The organism is Acetobacter sp., from assembly GCF_047721705.1.
GTDB lineage: Bacteria > Pseudomonadota > Alphaproteobacteria > Acetobacterales > Acetobacteraceae > Acetobacter.
Genome location: NZ_JBDNXK010000028.1, coordinates 1 through 23,408 on the forward strand (window position 1 = coordinate 1; position 23,408 = coordinate 23,408).

The following is a 23,408-nucleotide window of genomic DNA, read 5'->3' on the forward strand; positions in this document are numbered from 1 at the left end:
GTTATAACAAAACAATATAAAAATAACGGGATCGCAAGAAATCCGGGGGACTGTCGCCTTTTTGCACTACAAACGAGAAAGGGGAGCCTTGAAGCTCCCCTTTCTTCAGAACAGTCATCTCTGAAAACAGGCGTCAGACATTGTCCACAATCCGGGGGCTTTTCCCGATCTGGGGACGGAATGTTCCTTTGCGCAGCGTCGTCTCGATATTCTCTAACGTCGCGCCCGCCGTTTCCGGCACAAGCAGCCAAACGAAGATCACACTGGCCAGATTCACGCCTGCATAGAACCACATCGTCCCACCCAGTGTCAGAAACTGCACGAGTTGCAACGTGGTAGCGGTCACGACGAGATTGCTGCCCCACAGAACGGCCGCATGGGCGCTGGTAGCCGCACCACGCATCGGCAGCGGAAACATCTCCGCACCCGTCAGCCAGCCCACCACCTGAATGCCACCTGAATTGAACAGCATGAACAGAAGCAGAAAAGCCAGAACGGCGTAGCTCCCCATGCTTCCAGCAGCCGGATGCATGGCGAAGGAAATGCCGAGGCCAACCAGACTGAGAACAGCACCCGGCCCCATCACCAGCATCAGACGTCGACGACCAATCCGATCAACGAACAGACAACCAAGCAGGGTCATGATGCAGTAAACTATAGCAACACCAAGGCTGGCCCAGAGAGACCATTTGGAGCTGAATCCGGCATCCGTGAGGAATGTCGGGGTATAGTAGATCATCATTTCCAGACCACCAGCCTGGGTAAAGAACGCAACGCCAAGGGCAGCGATGACGGCAGGACGCACCCAAGGGAGCATCAGGCCTTTCCAGCCTCCTTCCGTCACATCGATATTCTGCATGTTCGTGTGGATTTCACGAACTTCCTTGCGGATCACTTCACGAGAAGACCGCACACGACCCAACTGCTCGGCAGCAACGTCCAGACCTTCGTTGCGCGCCGTCCAACGCGGGCTTTTCGGCAGAAAGAACATCGCGCCACAGACAAAGGCAGCCGGAAGCGCCGCTGCCGCGACCATGGGGCGCCAACCCCACTCGTCACGCATCAACAGACCGGCGACGTTGGCAAGCAGGATGCCCACACCAATGGCCACATTGAACATCGTCACAAGGTTGCCGCGCCTTTTATGTGGCGCAAGCTCGGAGATGTAGGTCGGCACGACCTGCGTCGATCCGCCGACGGCCAGACCAAGAAAAAATCTTGCTGCAATCAGAAGATTTACGTCAGGGGCGAAGGCACAGAACAGGGAGCCGAGCACGAACACCATCGTGACGAAGATGACGGTCGCCCTGCGTCCGAATTTTTCCGACGACCAGCCGAAGCCGATTGCGCCGATGGCCGCGCCAGCGAGAATAGCTGAGGCCACCCACTCCTGCTGTACGGTTGAAAGATGAAAATCCCGCGTAATAAGCAGCAGGGCGCCGGAGATAATACCTGTATCGTATCCGTAGAGGCCACCGCATACGGCGGCCACGACGGCTGCGATCCATAGGGTCCGATCAGCGTTCGGAGATATCTCAACGGATTGCACAGCTGAAGACACGGTGGCTGTTGTACCGTTGGCATTCGTCAAGGTCAGTTTACCTCCATGATAACATCAGATGGGACGGAAACGTTTTTGCATATGCAGGATGCAAACCAAGGTTCCCCTGCAACGCAGGTCTCCGCCTTTGGTTTTCCGGCTAATTGCTCCGCATCACCTTTTTTCAGGCAACGCCACATAAAGCAGCCGGGCGATGTGTACGAAGCACATCTCACCAAAACATTACAAAATGTTATCATAGATCAACATTTTTGTGAACAATAAAATTTCTCTATAAAAATTCTTATATATAAACAGAAAAATTCAATACCATTTGAAAGAATCACTTTTTCAAGAAACTCCAAAACCAGATCAGCATCTATAAAAATAAAACACATAAAAAAGCCCGAGACATCAGATGTCTCGGGCTAAAAAACCATGAAGGTGGTTGAAATTTACCAGCCTGAATAACCGCCGTATCCACCATAAGCCGGAGCAACAGGGGCCACGACATAGGGCGCAGGCGCCACATACATCGGAGGAGGTGGCGGCGGCGGTCCGTAAGCAACTGGCGGGCCAGAGTTTGCGATCGCCATTCCCGCTACCGTGCCGAGAGCCAGACCGCCCAGAACGCCGCCGACAACGGCGCCACGTCCCCATTCGCGATGACGATGCCAGCCCGGGCCGGGGCCGCCGGGACCACGCATAGGGCCAGCCCAGCGACCGTGTCCACCACCCCAAGGCTGCGCGTGCGCAACGGATGGGAGAGCAACGCTGCTGGCCATGAGACCCATCACCACGGGAACAGCGAAAAGAGAACGAAAGAATGTGTTCATATCATCATACTCCGGAGCCAGAGCGCCGGAAGCGCCTCAGAAACCGTTGGTCAGATGATGATAAGGCACCTGCTTCATGGCGAAATACGGGCAATTTCATTGCTGTTTTCAGAAGATCACATGAAAAGCCTGTAATGCACACACGCCCTTTTCAGAGTTCGGCGGCGGCCTTTTCCACCAGAGCAACATGCTCGGCGGGTTTGACCTTCCGCCAGATCGCCTTGATCAAACCATCGGCACCAACAAGGAACGAACTGCGTTCCATGCCGAAATATGTGCGCCCATACATCGATTTCTCGACCCACGTGCCATACTGATCGGCAAGCACATGATCGGGATCGCTCGCGAGCGGAAACTCCAGACCATATTTGTCCGCGAATTTATCGATCTTCGAAACGGGGTCAGGGCTAACGCCAATTATCGTCAGATGCAGCTTCGAAAGAGCGGGCAGCGCTTCCTGAATACCGCAGGCCTGCGTGGTGCAACCCGGCGTGTCGGCCTTGGGATAGAAATAGAGCAGATAGGGCTTGCCTGCGAGTTCCCTGCTGGAAACTGTGCGGCCCCGACTGGCTTCGAGGGAAAAATCCGGGGCCTTGTCGCCCACCTTGATGGAATCTGCGCTCATACCGTCAAACCTGCCTCAGAGATTTCCTGCCGACAACCTGTTTGTGCTTCAGGAGCCACCGCCGTCAGTCGTTCACTGGCCCCACCAGCTGCGTGAACAGCTCCCGCACCGTCTCCGACAGCAATTCCATCTCGTGCTTCAGCACTGAAATGCCCGGCACATCCATACTGCGGCACAGAAGATCAAGCGTGGCGGCAGGCAGCTCTTTTGCCGGATCAACAGGCGGTGTGGGACCACACAGCAACCGCAGAATGCTTTGCAGGCTCCGCCAGCGCTCGTCGGCGTCGATCAAAATCCGGGCATCGGCTGCAGAAAGCAGCCTTGCTTTCGCCAGCAGTGCAAAAGCGCGTGAGGTGACGGGAGAGCGGGCTTTCGCCGTCCCCGCCACAAGCTGGAGAGCCTGAGCGATGAACTCCACTTCCATCAGACCGCCTGCACGGCGCTTCACGTCCCATGGGCTGGAGGGCGGCAGATCACGCGCGAGTCGCTGACGCATGGCGGCGGCGTCCGCGAGGATCGCGCCCGGGTTCAGATTCGGCTGCCCCTCCAGCGCCATCGCCAGATCGGCCAGCAATGTTTTCTTCAGCGCCGTCCGCACGCCGGTTTCACCCGCCATAGCCACAAGCCGGGCGCGCGTGAGGGCCATACGCTCCCATGTCCACGATTCTCCGGCATGATACCGACGGAAAGCACCGAGAGACACGGCGACCGGCCCAGCCGCGCCAGAAGGCCGCAGCCGCATGTCCACCGGATAGAGCGGCCCTTCCGAATCGGGCGCGGTCAGAGCCCCAATGAAACTGTGAGCCAGCCGCAGATAATATTGCGAGACGGTGAGCGACCGGCCTGTGCCTTTCGGCAATGGCGTGCTTTCCGTCACCGTCTCAGGATGATCGAACACCATCATCAGGTCGAGGTCGGACCCGGCCATCATTTCCCGCGATCCGGCTTTACCAAGCGCGAGAACGGCGATTCCGCCCCCTTCCACAAACCCATGACGCGCCCGATGCGTCCGGAAGACATTTTCCAGCACGGCCGCCATCACCGCGTCCGCCACAGCAGTCCGCTCGCCCGCCGCCGTATCCTCGTCCAGCCGTCCCTCAAGGCGCGCAACGGAAATCCTGAATTCCTCGGCCCGCACGACAGGCCGTAGACGGGTGACAAGCTGCTCCAGATCCGGCTTCTCGGCCGCCAGAAGACGCACCTGTTCGGGAGCCAATGTGGCAGCCGGAGGAAGCCCCTCCTCTTCTTCCTCCTGAAGTTCCAACAGTCCTTCGAGCGCCGAAGAGCTGTCCGCCAGATGGTTCGCCAGAAAAGGGGATGCATCGAAAATCGCCGCAATACGGTCGATCAGTGCCGGGTTGCGCTCCAGAAGAGAGAGAAGCTGCACGCCCGCACGCTGCCGGGACAGCAGCGTGTCGAAATGACGCACGCAGGCCAGTGGATCGCGGCGGGCAATGAAACTGGCGAGCAGATCGGACATCAGCCCCCGCAGCAGCGCATGCGCCCGTTCCGAACGCAGCGCCCGACGGCTGTTGCCAGCCCAATGGGCAATGATCGTCGCGGCGGCGTCACAGTCGTCCTGCGGAAATCCCAGTTCACCGAGCCGTGCTGGCAGATCGTCGGCATCCAGATCAAGAAGCGCTTCTTCCGGCCGCATCTCGCGGGTCGGGGTGCTGAAATGCTTCTCGAAAATCCGGCGGGCGGCCCGCATCTGCGGAAGGAGATCAAGCGCGAAGTCACCGCCGCTGCCATAGCCGAGGAAAATCCCCAGTTCGTCGAACCGTTCGACTGTCTCCGGCAACTGATGCGTCTGGCGATCGTCACGCATCTGCACACGGTGCTCCACCACCCGCAGGAGGCGATAAGCGCGGGACAGTGTTTCGGCTTCCTCACGCGGCATATGACCGGAGCGCGCCAGAATTTTCAGCGCCCCGAGCGTGGTGGGATTGCGCAGACTTGGCGCGCGGCCACCCCAGACAAGCTGCATGGCCTGCGCCACGAATTCGATCTCGCGGATCCCGCCTTCACCCAGCTTGATATTGTGCCCCAGCAGCCAATGCACACCGGCCTCCGGGTCGGTGAGCGTGCTGTCGGCCATCTTCGCCAGCCCCATACGGCCCGGCTTGCGATGATGGTCGATTTTCAGCTTCATCACATGGATATCGTCAATCAGCGCAAAATCGAGATGACGACGCCAGACGAAGGGATGGATCGCTGTGAGAAAGGCGCGTCCCAGACGGATATTGCCTGCGACAGGACGGGCCTTGGTCATCGCAGCCCGCTCCCATGTCTGGCCGAGGCTCTCGTAATAGGCGATGGCGGCGGGCATGGAGACGGCCAGCGGTGTCGCGGACGGATCAGGGCGCAGACGCAGGTCGGTGCGGAACACATAACCGTTCGCATCCCGCGCTTCCATCAACCGGACCAGATCGGCGGTCATGCGGATGAAGATCTGCCGCGCCTCATCGGGGTCGGAATGGAGACTGGCGTCGAACAGCACCACCAGATCGATATCCGACGAGAAATTCAGTTCACGCGCCCCGAGCTTCCCCATCGCCAGCACAACATAGCCGCTGCCCCGCGTGGGACAGGATGGGTTTTTCAGGGAGAGACGGCCTGCGTCATAGGCGCAACGGAGCAGATGGCGCACAGCCGCATCCAGCGTGCTTTCCGCCAGGCGGGACAGGCTCTGCGTGACGGTCTCCAGCGGCCATACCCCGCCGACATCCGCCAGCCCGCAGGCCAGAGCGATCCGGTTTTTCGCCCGCCTCATGGCCGCAGCCAGTGTATCGCGGGCAATATCGGCCGACAAACCGTCGATCTCCGAAAGCGTTGCGGAAACAAAGGCATCCGGGCCATCGGAAAGCAGGCATGCAAAATCCGCCGGGTTGCGCAGAACAAGGTCGCTCAGATAAGGACTGTTGCCACCAATGCAGGCCAGCAGGGCCGACACACCGGGGACGGCAAGCGTTGCCGGGTCCAGTTCGTGTTCTTCCCAGCACGTCGTCAGGTCTTCGAGGAATCGCGCGGCGGCTGCGGAATCCGCTGCGGGCGGCCACATGACGTCCGGCCAGTCGGCACTGCCCGGGCGTTCGCGCCGGGACAGGGAAGGACGGAGAGCCGTTACGGCGTCAGCCGGAATCGCGCCATCATTTGAACGCATTGTCCTCTTTTCTGAGGGCGACAGGTTCTGGCCGGATCGGGACAGGGAAGAAGAAGGGCGTCGGGACATGGGCTTCACGAAATGATCGGACAGACAGGGTGGCTGTGATAGACGGGTCCGGTCAAGACGAGGCAGATCGTTCGACAGTGGAAAAGCCTCAGCATCAATCTTTTGGACGTCGCCTGCTGAAGATCGCGGCATGGGGCACGACGGCGCTCGTCGGCGTCCCGCTTGTCGCAACAGGCGGCGTGCTGCTTGCCATGATGGCAGGCCCGGTGAACGTCACCCCTCTTCTGCGGCTCGCCCTGCCGGTCAAAATTGTCGGCGGCGCACCCGGTCAGCCGCCGCGGGGGCGTCTGGACATCGGCCATGCCTCCTTGCGCTGGACCGGACTGCGCGATGGTCTCGGCTCTCCCGTGTTGCTGGAACTCGCCGACATCACCGTTCTCGATTCGAGCAACCAGGTTGCTGACCGGATCGCCTCCGGCGCCATCGCCCTCGACGGCCCGGCCCTCCTGCAGGGCCGCATCGCGCCCACCAATCTGCAGATCAAGGGTGCCTCCGTGGCGCTCCGCCGGGATGCTCAGGGCGATGTCGATCTGGACCTTCCCGGCGCCCCTTCCGGCAAGAAAGGCGGCTTTCCGGATATTGACGTCAGACATCTCCGCCGACTGATCGTCACGCAGACGCACATCACGCTGACCGATGACCAGCAGCATAGCGTGTGGACGGTCGATCCGCTCGAAACCGATCTGACACCCGTGAAAGTGGCCAGAAAACGCGGCCTTGCGGGAACACTGGCTGTTACCGCCCGCGATGGGGATGTAACGCTTCACCTCGCGGCCCATGGAGCCGTTGCGCCGGACAATACGCTTCTCTGGCACGTCGATCTCGACCCGCTCACGCCTGCCAAACTGGCAGGCCTTGTTCCCGGTCTTGCGGCAGTGCGCGCCCCGGTCGCACTTTCAGGCGATGTCACGCTCGGCGCATCCGATGGCCTGAAATATGTCATGCCACGTGACGGGGTCATGAAGATCAGCCTGGGTGAAGGCGAAATCGACGCCGCAGGCTCGACACTCTACCCGGCTTCCGGAAGCACAACGCTTCACATGGCGTTCGGACCCTCCCACGGGAAGATTCGTCCTGCGCATCTGGATGTGCAGGCGCTGAACGTGCAATTGCGACACCCGCCAGTCGCTCCGGATACGTCCGCCCCCGCCCCTTCCCTCACCGGATCTGGTACTTTCGACTGGCCCGATCTGTCACACGCCAAGGTCATGACAGGGAATGTCGATCTGGCGTTGTCCACTCTTCCGTTCACCGACCTTGCGCAATACTGGCCCGCCCTCGCAGCCAAAGGCGCGCGTCGATGGGTGACACGCAACATTACCGACGGAACCCTTGAAAACACGCATGTGCACCTGAAAATTGGGCCCAACGCGAAAGATGGCTCTCCAGATGTCATCGGGATTGGCGGCGGGCTCGACGGGCGCGGACTGGATGTGCACTGGCTACGTCCCATCGCGCCGTTGCATGGACTGGATGCGCATCTCGATTTCACTAGCCTCAGCACGTTCACCATCACGTTCGATCATGGCTGGCAGCCGACGACACGCACACTCAGCAGCGTCGGCACGAAAGGCAGCGGCCGACTGGCGGTGCAGCCGGGCAGCATGATCATCAACGGGCTGGATCAGAGGGACCAGACCGGCACAGTCACTGTCGGCCTGAATGGCGACCTGCGCGACCATGTGGCCCTGCTCTCGGAGCCCCGACTGCACGTTCTTTCGCGTCACCCGCTGCCATTCACCCATCCGCAGGGAGGCGGCCTTGTCCGTTTCACACTGACGCTGCCGCTTATTGCCAAAGTGACCACGGATGACATGACGCTCGATGGGCACGCGCATCTGACACGCGTCCATCTTACAGGCGTGGCGATGAACCGGAATGTCGATAACGGCACGGTGGACGCGGACGTCACCATGCACGGCATGAATCTGACGGGCAAAGGGCTGTTCAGCGGTATCCCCGCCAACGTGCGCGGCAACATCCTGTTCGACCGCGCCAAACCCGGACAGGCCGTCGATCATATCGTGACGAACCTGCATCTCACCCCTGAGAACGTGGCGGCGGCAGGCATTCCCGTCGCGGAATACATGTCCGGTCTCGGCGAGCTGAAGGTGGATTACGCCGCCATCAAGGGCCAGTCCGACAAACTGGCGCTCGATCTGGATCTGGCGCAGGCCGCTGTGCATATTCCGCTCTGGAGCAAGCCTGTCGGTCGCTCAACGACTGTGCATGCCGACCTTCTGCTCAATGGCAAAGACGTGGTGGCGGCCACGGATATCCGGGCGGTGGGACCGGAACTCAACGTCAACGGCAACGCCCGCTTCGTGCAGGGAAAACCGCCGCAGCTGGTCATCCCCGCCTTTCAGGTCGCCCGCTCCACCGGATCGGCCATTCTGACCATGCCGCGCCGGACGACACAGCCAGTCGAGGTCAAGGTAAACGCCCAGACACTTGATCTCAGCCCTCTGGTCGAAGGGCCGCCCAACAAACCCGCATCGACAACGCAGGCGGCTCCAACGACCAAGCTGCATGTCCCGGAAGCCGCCAGTGGCCGCGTGAAGGGGCCTCCCGGCCGGCCGTGGCTGATCGATGTGACGGCAGACAGGCTTTACTATCAGCACGACCGTGTTCTCGGTGGGGTGAAGGCTTTCATCGACCATAATGGTCGGCGCGTGGACCGGATGAAGCTGTCGATGGTGTCTCCGACAATAGCCTCGGCCGAGATCGTGCCGGTGGCAGGCGGACGGCGCATGACCGTCGATGTCTCGAACTTCGGCGCGTTGCTGAGTCAGCTTGCCATCACGGAGATGCTGGCAGGCGGTCATGCCGTGTTCGAAGGCCATTTCGACGACACGCAGGAAACATCACCGTTCAGAGGGCATCTGAAACTCTCTCCTTTCACCATCCAGCACGCACCAGGCGCACTGCTCGTGGCGCGCAGCCTGTCGATCTATGGATGGCTGGACGCGAAGGACCCGACCAGCTTCGATGTCACGCGCTTCGAGATGCCTGTGACATTTGCTGATGGCGTGATGCACATCCATGACGGACGCGCTGGCAACGAAGCACTCGGCGCCACGCTCGAAGGTCCCGTCTATCTCGATCGCGGCACGCTCGACCTTTCCGGCACCATCGTGCCGGTTTTCGCCATCAACGAAATTCCCGGGAAAATCCCCGCGCTTGGCAAGCTGTTTTCCCCGGAAAAAGGCGGTGGCCTGCTGGCCGTGAAGTTCAAGCTCGACGGCAAGATCGACAAGCCGGACTTCTCTGTCAGCCCGTTGACCATCTTCCTGCCCGGCCTGCTGCGCAACATGTTCTGAGCCTCCCCTCTTTGCCCTGCGCGGACAGCGTGCCTATATGTCCGACCGAATGAAGACAAACGGCCAGACAGAGGCCGCCGCAGGAACAGGAGGAAGGTCATGTCAGGGACACAGGACACAGCAGCACGGGATCTGGTGCCGGTGACGGTGCTGACGGGATTTCTCGGCGCAGGCAAGACCACGTTGCTCAACCACATCCTGACGGCGGAACACGGCCGGAAATATGCTGTCGTCATCAACGAGTTCGGTGAACTCGGTGTGGACAACGACCTCGTGGTGGATGCCGACGAGGAAGTGTTCGAGATGAACAACGGCTGCATCTGCTGCACGGTGCGCGGCGATCTGATCCGTATTCTCGGCAGCCTGATGAAACGGCGCGCCAAATTCGATGGCATCATTGTCGAGACCACCGGACTGGCTGACCCGGCACCCGTCGCGCAGACCTTTTTCGTCGATGAGGATGTGCGCGACAAGACGCGCCTTGATGCGGTCGTCACGGTTGTGGATGCTTACAACGTGCTGGAAACGCTGGAAGAAAGCCCCGAAGCCGTTCACCAGATCGCCTTCGCCGATGTGATCATCCTCAACAAGACCGATCTGGTCGATGAAGCGAAACTCGCTGCTGTCGAAGCGAAGATCCGTCAGATCAACCCGTTTGTCCGTCTGCACAAGGCCGTGCGCGGCAATGTGCCGCTGACCGATGTGCTCGATCAGGGTGGCTTCGATCTGCAACGCGCTCTTGAATACGAGCCGGACTTTCTTGAAAACACCGAGCACTCTCACGAAGAAGGCGTCACCAGCATGTCTTTCCCGGTGAGCGAGCCGCTTGATGAAGCGCGCTTCCATGCGTGGATCAGCGCTCTGTTGCAGGAACAGGGCGGTGACATTCTGCGCTCGAAGGGAATCCTGAACTTTGCCGGTCATAACGACCGTTATGCGTTTCAGGCCGTACACATGATGGCGGATGGCGACTTCATCGGTCCATGGAAAGATGGCGAGAAGAAAGAGTCCCGGCTGGTGTTGATCGGACGCAATCTCAACCGCCCACGTCTCCGTCGCGGTTTTGAAAGCTGCCGGGCCTGAATGGTCCTTTCCCAGAAAAGAACACGAAAGGATTCATGATGAGCGCCACGGAAGGTTTTACCGGCATTGTTGAAAGCCGGGGCGTCGAAAAGACGCTCGAAGGACACATCACGGCCTGCTGCGCTTCACAGGACAATCTCGCCTTTGCCTTCGCGACGGCTGAGGGAGAACTGCTGATTGCTCCACGTGAAACATTGCGCGACGTGGGCACATGGAAAACGCTTCAGCCTCATGATGGACCGATCCTGAGCCTTTCCCCTGATATCGAGGGCGCAAGTTTTCTCACGGGCGGTGAGGACGGACGCCTGAAACGGGTGTCAGTCGATCAGAGTGAGGAACTGGTAAAAGTCCGTCGCTGGATTGAACATGTCGCCTGCTGGCACAACGGAAAAAAGGGCGTGATCGCTTTTGCCGCTGGCAAGGAAGTGCATCTGCGGGACGCGGATGGAACCACCGCCCTCCGCACGCTTGAACATCCTTCCACCGTGACGGGCATCGTCTTCGATGCGAAAGGCAAGCGCATCGCCGCGTCCCATTACAATGGCGCTTCCATGTGGTTCGTTCAGTCGAAAGACGGCTCACCCAAAGTCTACGAATGGAAAGGCAGCCATATCGGAATCACCATACATCCCGGTGGCGATGCGCTCATCACCTCCATGCAGGAAAACGATCTGCATGGCTGGCGTCTGGCGGATGGCCACAACATGCGCATGAGCGGTTATCCCACGAAAGTGGCTTCTCTCGCCTTCACGCGCGATGGGAAATGGCTGGCCACGAGCGGCGCGGACTGCGTCGTGATGTGGCCTTTCTTCGGCGGCGGACCGATGGGCAAGCCTCCGGCGGAACTGCCCGGCATTCCCGGCGTGCTCTGCACCCGTGTGGCGACGCATCCGCAGCAGGATGTCGTGGTGGCCGGTTTCGCCGATGGGACGATCCTGATGATCGATTACACCAGCGAACGGGTGCTGCCGGTCTGCGCAGCAGGCGGTGGCATGGTGACAGCTCTCGCCTTCAGCGCCGACGGATGCACACTGGGCTATGGCACGGAAGAGGGGCGCATCGGACTGGTCGATCTGGCCGCGTCACCCTAAGAGGCGGGGAATGTCTTACGCGTTCTGGAGAGAGCCGGAACGCGATTTCACCCTCGTCGCAGGCTTGCTGGCCGTCGGCTTGGCCTGCGGTTTTGAGCGTGCGGTTTTCGCCCCTGTTGCCTTTACAGTGCTTTTCGTTTTTGGCGCTGGTATCTGCGAAGGAGCGATACCGCTGACCTGCTCGATCAGATCTTCATAACGGGCAAGGTAATCATTCAGGCACAGCGTGCGTTCAGCCTCTGCACGCGCGGCTTCCCGAAGCGACTGCGCCAGCTTGCGATTCTCAAGCAGCGTAAGAACGCCTTCTGCAATCCTGTCCGGCTCAATGAACGGCACCAGCAGGCCTGTGCGTCCGTCTTCAAGGAATTCACGCACCGGATCGGTGTCGCTGCCGACAAGGGCGCAGCCCATGGCCATGGCTTCCCGAAGCGACCATGAGGCCACGAACGGATAGGTGAGATAGACGTGTGCGTCAGACCGTTTCAGCAGCGCACGGAAATCGTCATAGGAAACCTTGCCGACGAAATGGACCCGATCAAGGTCCAACTGTCCTTCGAGTTCCGACAGCATGTGCTGACGCCATGTCGTGTGGGCAAGACGCGCGCCATAACTGACGCCATCCCCCCCAACCATCACGATACGGGCCTGTGGACATTCCTTCAGGATACGAGGGAGCGCGCGCATGAAAACATGGAAGCCGCGATACGGCTCCAGATCACGCGATACGTATGTCACCAGCCGTTCTTTTGGTGAAATCGTCACGCCATTGACTGTCAGGGACTGGCGGGCTGCCTTCTTGTCCGGACAGCACAGATCAAGATTAACGCCCTCACGCAGCACCGAAATTCTATCGAGAGCCCAGGAAGGATAGGTATTGCGCTGAAAGAGCGTCGGCGTCTGTCCCCACCCAGGATTGTTCAGTGCCTGAAGATTGATCGCGTTTTTGGCGCGAATACGCGGCAACATTTCGGGCATGGCTGGAAATTCAGGATCGAAACCGACATCCAGTCCATTCGAATGATAAAAGAATTCGAAATAACCAAGAACAGGCGAGGTTGGGAAAACATCCTGCAGATTGAGCAGTTCGCCCCACCCGTGATGGCCGATAATAATGTCCGGCACGAAGCCGAGATTCTTCAGCGTCATCGCTGCCTGCGCCACGGCGTCCGCCCGACTGAGCCCCAGCGCGAACTCGCGTGCGCCCGCGTGGGTTCCCTCCGGTGCAGGCGTCGGAGAGCGATAGAGCACCCGCCTTACGCCGGGAATGACATTGTCATTATTCTCGCTGATGAAAACGATCTCGTGTCTGCCAGATCGCACAAGGTGACGAACGATGTGCAGAAACTGTCCGGGAAAATTCTGGTGAACGAAAAGGAATTTCAAGATCGTTACCCGTTGGCGAGATAATCGGCGGCATCAGCATGAGCCGGAAAGAACAGAGAGACGTAAAAAGGGCTGTGAGAGACATTCCCTCACAGCCCAGAACGCTTAACGGCGCGTTGTTTTCCGTGCCGTAGTGGCTTTTGTGGTTTTGCCCCAGTTTTTGCGGGCCACTGGCGTAGGTGCCTTCTTGGCTGCCGGAGCCTTTGCGGTGGCCTTTTTCGCCGCCGGCGTAGCTGCGGCCTTCTTGGCTGGAACAGCTTTCGTCGTGCTGCGTGGACGGCCCGCCCGCTTCTTGGGCGGCGCTACGATTTCTTCTTCCTCTTCAAGGAATGCGAGATCTTCCTCAAGCGCCTCTTCGAGTTCCTCGACCGCCTGCAATGCGGCGGCGTCACGCGGCACGATTGTCACACGGAACGCTTCCAGCGGGGCGAGGCTCTCGGCTTCCACCGCTTCGTCCTCATCAACCGGCCCGACTGTCGTGCCGTCCGTGAAGGTGGCTTCCAGCTCACAGAAATAGTTTTCCGCAGCTTCCCCTTTCAGGCGAACGCGCAGACCCAGAATGGGCAGCGCCATACCGCGGCTACCGCAATATTTGCCGCCTTCAGTCCAAGGCGAAAGCCAGCCTTTCCCGAGAACCGCCTGATACTCGATGTCTTCCGGTGTAATCAGATGCGTCGGCGCAATACCGAATCCTTCGATCCAGGCGCGGCTTCCGGGAACGCCCATCCACTCACCAAGCATGGTGCCAACATCGCCCCGGCGCTGCACATGAGCGGCGACCTCGCACTTTTGACCCGAAGCGGCGGGCGCGGTGGCTGTTGGTGCCATCGGCGCTGGTGCTGCCGCAGCCTGTGGAGCCACGTTCTGCACCGGAGCAGACGCTCCGGCATCGCTCAGTCTGAGCACCTGTAACCGTGGCGCTTCATGCGGGCTGTTGGGTTCCTGATAAACTGTAACCAGAACCTGCACCGGTCCCTGCGTCACACGAATCAGCGCGGCATTGTTGGAGCCGCCAAGCCAGCCACTCTCGTCAAAAGTGGAGATGCTCACATTGCCATTCGCCACAGGCGGCTGGGTGATCCGGACGCCCGGCAGTCCACGAGGGCTCGGAGGCTCCTGGGAGGGCATATGAAAAACGCAGAACAACCCCTGATCAAGCGTCATGAGATGACCTGATACTTTCAGGTCCTGGACGCGGTTCTGTGCTGGAGACTGGCCACTCTGGGACATCAAATCGGTTCCGTACATTTAATTCGATGATATTGCAGATATTCCGGCGGCACCGCCTACAATGACAGGGCTGGAACGACTGGTATTACTTTGGTTTTACGTTCTTTCTCAGGATAACCTTCCCTGATGCTGTTGACAGGCAGAGATCAATATCACGTTAAGCTGCTCCGCCGATACACCGACAGGCATGATAAATCCTCTTCCTGTTGTGCGTATCCTGTCAGCAACAGCTCCCAGATCGAATGCCGCCACCCGCATCCCGGCATGCCACGCCACGCCAAGCGTAAAACACCATGTTTCGGGGCATACGGAGGGAACAAACCCATAATCCGGCTGCATGGCCCTGATGAGAGCAACAGCCTCGCCCTCTTCCCGGTAGGCACCTGTCACATGCACACGCCCGGTCGCCATCAGCGCATCGTCATCCGGCGTATGGCCGATGATCACATATTCGATGGGTCTGTCATGCAATGCGGCATCCTCGGCCGCCGCCAGCAGGACGTCATACCCCTTTTCCTGTCCGATCGCCCCCACCACGCAGATGCGACAGCGCCCTGCCACACGCGGTATCCCCGTCACAGGATAAGACTTTCCCGCACGAAACGATGCGCTGAAACGCTCAAGCGAGAGAGAAGGTCGATCATCCTCCAGCGGAGCGACATGGGGAGCAAGACCGGGGAAGTGACGGCGCATCCGTTTTGCCACATCCTCCGACGGCACAATCACCTTCCGCGCCGCCGCCAGTTCCTCCGCTGAACGCGCGACATACGCCGCCAGCGGTGTCTCGTCTTCGACCTTGCGGCCCAGCACACTCACGCACCGCTCGCAGGCATTGATCTCCGGCTCGCCGCAATAACGTCCTGACACGCCGATCAGCGTGATGCGCGGGCAGAACCAGATATAATCATGTACATAAACGTCGTATGGCACATCAAGAACGTTTGCGAGTTCCCGCATGGCCATATGGTGACCGCTGGCATGATGCCACTCGATATGGTCCACCGGGTCCGCCGTCAGGAGCCGCAGCAGCCGCGACCATTCGTCCGGCAGGGAAAAACGCAGGTTGGAAAACGGCGGGGTCGTATCATCCTCTTCCCCACGCCAGCCTTCGATGCGACAGCCGCCTCTGACCGGACGGATCATGATCGGGCGCATTCCCGCTTCGGTCAGTTCGACCGCACGCCGCTTGACCACGCGCTCGACACCGCCGCCGTAATCATGCGTGACCAGCAGGACCACCGGGCCTTTTCCGCTTCGCGCATGACGACGCGCTTCCTGTCGCCAGCGCAGCAGATCAATCCGGCGACGCGGCTCGAACAGCGGATCAGACCCGATATATTCAGCGATCAGCGCGTCGTAACCGGGATGCAGGCGGTTGATCACACCCGCATTCCGCCTGAGCAGTGCGTCTTTTGTCGCACCGAACGACACCGAACCCACATGCGCGACATATGCGCCGGGCGCCGCGACATTCCGCCAGCCAGCCTGACGGGCACGCAGACAGAAATCGTTTTCCTCGCCATAGCCCTGTGCGAACAGATCGGCACGCAACAGCCCGGTCTGGCTGAGACAGTCATGACGTAGATAGAGACAGAATCCATGTCCCGTCGGCACATCGACTGCGACGCCGCCATTGGCCGCGCGGGCCAGCGTCATGAGTTTCGATGTCAACGCAACAGAAGGAACAGGATTTGCGGTCAGTGAGGGGTAGGAGAAAATCGTCGCGTCATTGGAGAGCGGCGTGACAGTGCCGATATCGGGGGCGCTGTAGGCAACGGTCCGCAACTCGTCCAGCCACTCTCCCGCCACGAGCGTATCGCTATTGAGCAGCACCACATCACGCGGCCGGGGCTTTGCCGAAAGAGCCGCCTGCAGGCCTAGATTCGCGGACACGACGAAACCGCGATTGGTCTCGTTGGTGAGGACAGTAACGCGCGTATCCTTCGCCACAGTGCGCAGCAACGACTCCATATCGGGATCAGGGGACGCGTCATTGATCACCAGCACACGCGGACTGTTGCGCGACGCCTCCGGCAACGACGCCAGCACGCTTCGGAGACAGTCCCGCGTGCGCGGCACATCCCGATAGACAGGAATGACGATCAGGATGGGGGCGTCAGACCGTTCCAAAGTCTGCGCCTCCATGGCTGGAGGTGACCTGACATCCACAGGCAGAAAAGGAGACGCGACGGACGCGGGCGGTATCGTTCCCATACTGGCATAACGGGCCTGTTCCAGCGCCCAGCGGCCTGCGCGTCGCTCGAGACCGGGATCAATCGGGCTGCCTGTCAGATCACGCCCGGTATGGTCGACCACATGCACCACCCCATCCGGCAACACATCGAAGGGCACGGAAATGGCGCGATAACGTGCCAGAGGCACATGGGCGCTCGGCTCTGGCGAAGCCTGTTCCGCCGTGAAGGTGAGATGGCAGCGACCGGCACCATCCAGAATCCGCAGCACTGGTGCCTCATCCGGATTGGCGGGGAACCAGGCCCAGCCGCCCAACCCATCTTTCTCCGCCCTGACTGCACCCTGAACGCGCCTGGCTGTAGCGGGATGTAAGGGGCTGCCAACAAGCGGCTCGCCATCAAGAGACACCTCCACCCTATCGAGAGACCAGAACGATTCGCCCTGTGTGAAGCGGAGGCAGTCTCCATCCCATGTGAATGCTTTCTCAGCGCCGTTCACTGTCACGCAAAGACGTTCCTGCCAGCCGCTTTTGCGCCGCCCTGACGTCTTTTCCGACATCATGTTTCGCACTGTGCCGCCAAGCCGGATCGCGCCACTCACATCCAGTGCGCACCATCCAGCCAGATTAAGCGTTTTCGTGATCTGATCAGCGAGTCGGACGGTCTCTTTCGTGCAGACCGTCGCTGAAAGAGCGCGACGCAGATCATATGCCGCCACATGGCCTTCACCGGCGACGAGCCGCGCACTTGCCAGCAGCAGCCATATCTGGCCGCTATCGTATTTCGCGGCCAGCGGCGCCAGCACGGCAATGGCTTCCGCTCTGTAACCGCAGGCCTGTCGGGCGAGCGCCAGCAACAGCGCCACATTGGGGCTATCCACCGCCATGCGATGCGCACGCTCCAGCCACATCAGAGCGCCCGGTGCATCCCCAGAAGAAAGACAGGCTTCACCCTTGCGAAAGGCGGTCTGCGCCTGCTCCGAGGCCCATTTTTCCCATGTCGCCCGATCTTCCGGCGTGATCAGACCGGCTGGACGGGTAGCGGATGCCTCTTTGGAGCGGACTTCAGCGGACAGAGCCTCCGCCGCGCTCTGTTCCGTCCTTTTTCGGGATGCCCCGACGGAAGAAGGCTTCTTCCTAGCCAACGGACTGGGCGGCGGTTGAGGGCATATCCTTGCCACCTTCCGGCTTCTGTGTGGCTGCGGCCTGTTGCGCTTCAGCAGCCTGTTTCAGCTCGTTTATAAGTTGCGACAGTTCAAACGCCGCTTCATTCGACCCCTGCGCTTCGGCCGTTCTGTACCAGCGGACGCCTTCTTCCATATCAGTCCGCCCCGCAAGCCCCCGCGTGAGATAACGCCCCACCATGATCTGCGCGAAAGGATGCCCCTGTTCGGCCGCCTTCAGGAACCAGGAGAACGCCTTTTCACGGTCTTCGGGGACATCATGCCCCCCGCCCAGCATGGCGCCTACGGCGAACATGCTGGGAACATGGTTCTCCTGCGCCGCGCGTTCGAACATGACAAGCGCCTCGGCATGATCGACGGGACCGCCCTCTCCCTTGACCAGCATCTGGGCGTAATAATGCTCGGCATCCACCATACCTTCGGAGGCGGCCTTGCGAATCCATTCGCGAGCCTCTTCCGGATTGGCGGGAACACCGCGGCCTTCCCGCAACATCTTGCCGTACCAGTACTGGGCGTTGACCACGCCCTCAGCAGCCTTGCGCATCCACTGCGCGGCCTGCTCTTCATCCGCTTCGACGCCCACGCCCTCCGCCAGACAGACACCGAAGTTGAATGCCGCGATGAGATCGCCCGAATGGGCCGCCTTTTCATACAGGAGGCGTGTCGCCATTCTGTCTTCCGTGGTGCCGCCTCCCATCAGCAGGAGGTTGCCAAGATCGGCTGAACCGGCGGAATCCCCATTCTGCGCAGCGAGCCGGAACCATTTCGCCGCTTCTTCCTCATCGCGATTGACGCCTGCGCCGGTGATGTACAGCAGTCCCATGGCGCGAGCAGCGGCGGCGTGCCCCCCTTCCGCAGCAGTACGATACCAGTTTGCGGCTTCGAGATAATTCGGCGCAAGATCGCCACCACGCGCATAGATATCGCCAAGAAGGGCAGCGGCTTCGAGATCACCCTGAAGCGCGGCTTTACGCAGCCATGTTTCGCCACGGGAGATATTGCGCTCGACGCCACGCCCTTCGATGAGCGCCAGACCATAACGCGCCTGCGCCGAGCGGACATTGAGTTCCGCCGCCTTGCCATAAGAGGTGACGGCGGCTTCGAGATCGTACGGAACACCAGACCCACGCTCATAGGCGATACCCATGAGGTAGAGCGCCGAGCCGACATTGGCATCGGCGGCGATTTTCAGATGCCCGATCGCCTTCGCAAGTTCTTCATCCGACTCGGCGGAATGCAGACCTGCCAGACCCAGTCCAAGATGGCCCTGCGGACAGTTGGCTTCGGCTGCTTTGCCATACCAGACCAAAGCCTCGTTCTGGTTACGGAGGGACTCTGGTCCGGCGCTCAGAATATAGCCGTAAAGGGCCTGAGCATCCGGGGAACCCTGTTCCGCACCCAGTTTCGCCCAGTGCATCGCGCGCGGATAATTCGGCGTGCCTGTCACGTTCTGCGCGACATCGGCGAGTTCGAACGTATCGTTCTCGACGGCTTCAGGCAGGCCTACGAGATAAAGTGTCGCAAGCAGGAACTGGGCTTCCACCCATCCGGCCTGAGCAGCCCGACGCAACCAGCGACCACCCTCGACCAGATCACGTGGCGCGCCAATTCCGTCGAGATACATTCTCCCCAGCCGAAACTGGGCTTCAGGCAGGCCAGTCTGGGCGGCGGCGCTGATCTCGCTGAAAGCACCAGCAAAGTCTTCTTCCTCAATGAGCTGAAGACCGTGTTCGAGTCGTTTTTCAGGGGTGCGACGGGTAAAGAGGCGCGAAATCAGACTCAACGTCAGTCCTCCTCAGACATGGCGCAGGCCTCGATAAACGGTGCGCCTCAATTCAGGATTACAGAACAGGATGTAGGAAAAGAAATGTCTGTTTGCCACATCCTGTCCCGATACCTGAGTTTCCTGTGCTGGCAATCTGGCTCACCAGACACCAGCGCAGGAAGAAAAACAGGGATTTATGGCTCTCTCATACCATCCGTGACGAGCGGCATGATACTGTTGAGCAGGAACTGCATGACCGTCCGCTTGCCCACCTGAATATCGGCCGTGACCGGCATGCCGGGGTGAGGATGGAAAAAAGACGGGACACCGTGGAGCGTGTAGCGATCAACGCGCAGACGGACACGATAATAGGACTGAGAAGCCGATGCGGGATCATCCGACTGGGATGCGCTCGCGCCTGCACCGGACGAGGCACGTCCTGCCTGTGCGGCAAACGAGTCTGCCGAAATCTCACGAACTGTCGCTTCCGCTCCGCCGTACTGCGCGAACGGGAAAGTCGCGAACTTGAGCAGCGCCTTGTTGCCGACCTGCACGAAGCCAGCCTGTGAACCCTCCAGACGCGCTTCGACTTCCAGCCCGCTCCCGACCGGAACCAGCGTCAGAAACTCGTTGCCTGCCGAAATGACCGAGCCGACAGAGAGTTTGGCAATGTTGAGGACGATCGCATCCTCGCCACTCTTCAGCGTCGTCATGCTCTTGCGCAGCTTCGCTTTCTGGTAGCTGCTCGAAGCGTCCGAAAGTTTGCGCTGGGCGTCACTCAGATCATGATAGATTTGTGCCTTCCACGTTTCGATATAGGCCTGACGTTCGGCTGTCAGCGCCAGTATCTTGCTGCGGCTGCTGGTCGCCTGCTGCTGGGCCGAAATCTCCGAACGCTCATTTTCCATCAGTTCGCTCTGCGCGCCCAACGTGGAAAGGCGGCTGCCCACCTGATCCTGCTGCAGACGCAGACGCATGGCATGCACATCACGCGCGACCTTTGCTTTCGCGGCATACATGGCAGCGTTTGCCTGATAACCCCGAAGATCGCTCGTCTGCGAAGCGAGCTGCTCCTGATAGTTGTTTACCTTGGCATCGAACTCGGCCTTGCGACGGAGGTAGTTCGCTGCCTGCTGCACGGAGGAGGGATTGGACGGGTCCGGCACGTAATCACGTCCCTCCGCTTCAGCGGTGAGACGATCGACTTCAGCAGAATAGCTGTCCGTCAGCCCCTTCATGTTGGCGATGTCGGCATCCGTGATGGTCGGATCGAGATGGGCGAGAATCTGTCCTTTATGAACGAAATCTCCCTCATGAACATCGATGCTGCGGATGATGGACGTTTCCAGCGGCTGCACCACCAGTGTGTCCTGCGTGGAGACGATCTTGCCAGGCGTCGTCACCACACGATTCAACGGAAAGACCGTCATGACAATCACGCTGGTGAGCGTGAGCGCACCAACAAGCCATGTAATATACTGCGCCGAAGGCGTCGGCGGCATGTTGACCAGCGCCGCACTCGGGGAGTGAAACTCCAGCAGAGCTGGCGGCAGATCATTGGGAGCAAACGGGTCGGTCGCCTCCGGGAGGAAGTCCCGTGGCTTCTTTTCTTCACCGTCCGAAGAGGCCGGCACGACATCTTGTGAGGTCATTGGTCAGTCTCCTTCAGCGATGAGAGGTGCATCGGCGGCGGCCCCACCATTGCTCGACCGGCTGGATGTATGACGGTTCTGCTGCATCCAGAGGGTACGATAGATCGCACAGCGTTCGAGCAGAACCTCATGCGGGCCAATATCAGCAACCTGACCGCGCTCCATGACGAGAATCTGGTCACAGTTAACGAGGGACGAAAGACGGTGCGACACAATGACCATTGTGCGCCCCTTGCCGATCCGTTCCAGATTGGCGTTCACCAGTGCTTCACTCTCCGGATCCAGCGCTGATGTCGCTTCATCGAGAATCATCAGTTTGGGATCGGAGATGACGGCGCGGGCAATGGCCAGACGCTGCCGCTGGCCCCCGGAAATGTTGGTGGAGCCTTCTTCAATGAAGGTCTCGTAACCGGCAGGCATGCGTTCGATGAACTCTTCCGCACCAGCAAGACGGGCGGCACGCACCACATCGTCAATCGTCAGGCCGGGACGACCGGCGGTGATGTTCTCCCGGATGGTGCCACGGAACAGGAAGTTATCCTGAAGCACGACGCCGAACGAGCGGCGCAGATGGTGCAGATTGATTTCACGCAGGTCAACGCCGTCGAGCTTCAGATAGCCGGTATAGGACCGGCTGACACCCTGAAGCAGACGGGTAATGGTCGACTTACCGGAGCCGGAGCGTCCGACCAGTCCGAGCATGGTGCCCGCCGGAACCTCGAAGCTCACATTGTTCAGAGCCTTGGCGGTCGAACCCGGATAGGAGAAGTTCACGTCGATAAAGGACAGGGCGCCCTTGATCTTCGGACGCATGCCGGTCGTCAGCGCCTTGGTTTCCGTCGGCTGGTTAAGGACGGTTCCCGCTTCACCGAGCGACGTGGTGACCTCGTTCATGTCATCAAGCAGCTTGGCCAGATTGGTCAGCGGCGATGCGACACGCGTGCCGAGCATCATGAAGGCCACCAGCGCGCCGGCGCCGACCGAGGAACTTCCCTCAAGAACGAGATAGGCACCCACAAGGATGATGCCGCGGCTGATGAACATTTCCAGCGGCATGCTGAGTGTGGATGGCCAGTTGGACATGCGACCGACATCGAGCTTGGCCTGCACGACATCCGCCGTGCGCTGATCCCACTCCTGCTTACGGGCATTCTCCAGCGCCAGGGTCTTGATGGTGCGGATACCTGCGATCGTCTCATACATGACGCCAGAGCGCTGCATGTCAGCATGGATCAGCTTGCCGAACTGGCGCCCCACCGGCCCCATGAAGATCACAACGAGCAGACCGATCAGACCGGATGCCGCCACCGTCATCCATGCCAGCGTGGAGCTGAGATAGAAGAGGAATGGCAGGATGACGACGAGTGTGAACATGTCGAGGAAGGTCGACATGAGACGCCCGGTCATGAAGTCACGGACCTTGTAGATCGCCATGACACGACCGATGACATTACCGGCCTGCTGTCGCTCGAAGAACTCCAGCGGCAAGGCAAGGAGACGGGAGAAGATGTGCAGCGAGATACGCGTGTCGATACGCGTGGTCAGCACCAGCGTCAGTTCGCGGCGGCCGTAGGACAGCAGAACTTCATAGAAAGAGAGAACCAGCACGATGGCGGTGATCGACACGAGCGTCGCCATGGAGCGGTTGTTCACCACGCGGTCGATGACCTGCATGACGATCAACGGCGGGAATATCTGGAGGATACTGAGCGTCATGGAAGCAATGGCGATGTCACGCAGCGACTTCTTTTCGCGCAGCACCATCTTGGCCAGCCAGGAGGCGTTGATTGGCGCATCGGCTTCGGACTGATCGCGACGCCGCTTGATGAGCAGGATATCGCCCGTCCACACCTGACCAAGGCGCATCTCGTCGACAGGAACGGGCGTCGCGCCCTCATCCGCCATCGGATCACGCAGCCAGACGACGCCACGTGTCGGATCGGCGTTGATCATCAATGCTGCGGAACCATCCCGGAACATCAGCACGATCGGCGGCGAGTTGCTCATCTTGATGAGATAGCGCCACTTGATGCGCATCCCTTTCGCCACGGCGCCCTGCTCGTTCAGCCAGCGGGCCAACGTGGCGGGCGAAGGGCTGCTCTCGCCCGGTTCGCCAATGAAATCCTGCACATCCAGTTCAAGACCGTGGAAGTGGGCGGCAGCGATCACGGCACGGAGACGGATCAGAGAAGGTGCCGGTCTCTCTTCCGGCCTGCCTGCTGCACCGACCGCGTTTCCCTGATTGTTTCCGTGGGGATGCCCGTCCGAGCCGGGGG

At 60.1% G+C, this 23,408-nt stretch carries 13 protein-coding genes; 3 read left to right on the top strand and 10 right to left on the bottom strand.

Annotated features, from left to right (window positions below):
• Window positions 1–133 precede the first annotated feature (133 nt).
• From ABF824_RS06765 to ABF824_RS06780, 4 genes are all read right to left on the bottom strand, one after another.
• A complete protein-coding gene (locus ABF824_RS06765; protein WP_415487346.1) occupies window positions 134–1,591 on the bottom strand; it encodes a sugar porter family MFS transporter in 1,458 nt (485 codons plus the stop codon).
• 404 nt (window positions 1,592–1,995) lie between these two features.
• Window positions 1,996–2,376 carry a hypothetical protein gene (locus ABF824_RS06770; protein ID WP_415487348.1) on the bottom strand — a complete coding sequence of 127 codons (381 nt, stop codon included), beginning with the start codon at window positions 2,374–2,376 and terminating at the stop codon, window positions 1,996–1,998.
• A 151-nt stretch (window positions 2,377–2,527) separates the two neighbouring features.
• Window positions 2,528–3,001 carry a thioredoxin-dependent thiol peroxidase gene (gene bcp / locus ABF824_RS06775; protein ID WP_415487350.1) on the bottom strand — a complete coding sequence of 158 codons (474 nt, stop codon included), beginning with the start codon at window positions 2,999–3,001 and terminating at the stop codon, window positions 2,528–2,530.
• 64 nt (window positions 3,002–3,065) lie between these two features.
• Window positions 3,066–6,062 (bottom strand): bifunctional [glutamine synthetase] adenylyltransferase/[glutamine synthetase]-adenylyl-L-tyrosine phosphorylase, encoded by a 2,997-nt coding sequence (locus ABF824_RS06780; RefSeq protein ID WP_415487382.1) that lies wholly within the window; start codon window positions 6,060–6,062, stop codon window positions 3,066–3,068.
• 200 nt (window positions 6,063–6,262) lie between these two features.
• Between ABF824_RS06780 and ABF824_RS06785 the strand changes: the two genes are divergently transcribed.
• The 3 genes from ABF824_RS06785 to ABF824_RS06795 all read left to right on the top strand — a co-directional run bounded on the left by ABF824_RS06785 (window position 6,263) and on the right by ABF824_RS06795 (window position 11,727).
• Window positions 6,263–9,553: an AsmA-like C-terminal region-containing protein gene (locus ABF824_RS06785; RefSeq protein ID WP_415487352.1), complete on the top strand. Its 3,291-nt coding sequence runs from the start codon at window positions 6,263–6,265 to the stop codon at window positions 9,551–9,553.
• Window positions 9,554–9,652: 99 nt separating this feature from the next.
• Complete coding sequence (locus ABF824_RS06790) at window positions 9,653–10,636, top strand: CobW family GTP-binding protein (protein ID WP_415487354.1); 984 nt, start codon at window positions 9,653–9,655, stop codon at window positions 10,634–10,636.
• Between the two features lie 35 nt (window positions 10,637–10,671).
• Entirely contained in the window at window positions 10,672–11,727 is a 1,056-nt protein-coding gene (locus tag ABF824_RS06795; RefSeq protein WP_415487356.1) for a WD40 repeat domain-containing protein, read from the top strand.
• 15 nt (window positions 11,728–11,742) lie between these two features.
• Here the strand turns inward: ABF824_RS06795 and ABF824_RS06800 are convergent, their stop codons facing one another.
• The 6 genes from ABF824_RS06800 to ABF824_RS06825 all read right to left on the bottom strand — a co-directional run bounded on the left by ABF824_RS06800 (window position 11,743) and on the right by ABF824_RS06825 (window position 23,298).
• The gene (locus ABF824_RS06800; RefSeq protein WP_415487358.1) at window positions 11,743–13,110 is read right to left on the bottom strand and encodes a glycosyltransferase family 4 protein; all 1,368 of its coding nucleotides are present in this window, start codon (window positions 13,108–13,110) and stop codon (window positions 11,743–11,745) included.
• Window positions 13,111–13,215: 105 nt separating this feature from the next.
• On the bottom strand, window positions 13,216–14,340 hold the full coding sequence (locus ABF824_RS06805; protein ID WP_415487360.1) for a hypothetical protein: 1,125 nt from the start codon (window positions 14,338–14,340) through the stop codon (window positions 13,216–13,218).
• 108 nt (window positions 14,341–14,448) lie between these two features.
• Window positions 14,449–17,676, bottom strand: coding sequence for a glycosyltransferase (locus tag ABF824_RS06810; protein ID WP_415487362.1), 3,228 nt, complete (start codon window positions 17,674–17,676; stop codon window positions 14,449–14,451).
• A complete protein-coding gene (locus ABF824_RS06815) occupies window positions 17,669–19,498 on the bottom strand; it encodes a tetratricopeptide repeat protein (protein WP_415487364.1) in 1,830 nt (609 codons plus the stop codon). Before ABF824_RS06815 ends, ABF824_RS06810 begins: the two co-directional genes overlap by 8 nt.
• A gap of 176 nt (window positions 19,499–19,674) precedes the next feature.
• Entirely contained in the window at window positions 19,675–21,132 is a 1,458-nt protein-coding gene (locus ABF824_RS06820) for an HlyD family type I secretion periplasmic adaptor subunit (RefSeq protein WP_415487366.1), read from the bottom strand.
• A 3-nt stretch (window positions 21,133–21,135) separates the two neighbouring features.
• Window positions 21,136–23,298, bottom strand: coding sequence for a peptidase domain-containing ABC transporter (locus ABF824_RS06825; RefSeq protein WP_415487384.1), 2,163 nt, complete (start codon window positions 23,296–23,298; stop codon window positions 21,136–21,138).
• Window positions 23,299–23,408 lie beyond the last annotated feature (110 nt).